At 75.8% G+C, this 759-nt stretch carries 2 pseudogenes; both read right to left on the reverse strand.

The features are described from left to right. Positions 1–124, reverse strand: a pseudogene (locus tag G3I40_RS47175) (prepilin peptidase); the annotation flags it as partial. Then, positions 121–759 (reverse strand): annotated as a pseudogene (locus tag G3I40_RS16480) (serine/threonine protein kinase); the annotation flags it as partial. The pseudogenes G3I40_RS47175 and G3I40_RS16480, both read right to left, overlap by 4 nt.

Consider the following 759-nt stretch of genomic DNA (forward strand, 5'->3'; position numbering starts at 1 on the left):
GCCGGACGCCGACCCAGCCGCGCGCCTCGCGCCACGGCTCCTCCGGTGCCACGGAGAGCCGGTACGCGGCGCGGGGCAGCAGCAGTCCGGTGGCGGCGCCCCACAGGGCGGCGAGGACGATCACCCTGCGGGCACCCGGTCGAGGTCCGCGGTGGGGTTGCCCGCCTGCGGGTACTGCGACGTGTACTTCAGGGAGTCGCCGTCCCGCGTGAGGTGCACGGTGTGGGTGCCCTTGGCGCAGGTGTCGCCGTTGTCCGCCGCGGCCTTGCCCGCGGCCACGAGCTCCTTGCCGTCCGCGGACTTCAGCGTCAGTACGTCGACGCACTGGACGCCCAGCGGATCGGTCGAGGTCACCTTGCCGACCTGCTTGCCGACGGCGGCCTGTGCGAGGTCCACGCGGAAGGTGCCGAAGGGGATGCCCGCCTGCACGGCCGGGCCGTCCCACGCCCCGACGTAGAACTTCGGTACACCGGGCCCCGAGGGCGCCGAGGACACCGTGGCCTGCGGGGGCCGTGAGCCGTCGGCCGCGCCGCTGTCGCTCCCGGAGTCGCCCGGCAGCATGTTCACCACGAGGATGCCGCCCACCGTGACGGCCGCGAGGGCGCCAGCCACCGCGAGCGCGACCGAGCAACTCACCTTGCGGCCGCGCCCGTCGGCCGTCGTCGGGGCCGAGGTCGCCGACACGGAGACGGAGAAGCGCCCCGGCGCGCCGTCCTGGGGGACGTCCGTCGCCGGGGGCTGCGTGCGCGGCATCGGCAC

The sequence above is a fragment of the Streptomyces sp. SID14478 genome (assembly GCF_010548525.1).
Taxonomy (GTDB): domain Bacteria; phylum Actinomycetota; class Actinomycetes; order Streptomycetales; family Streptomycetaceae; genus Streptomyces.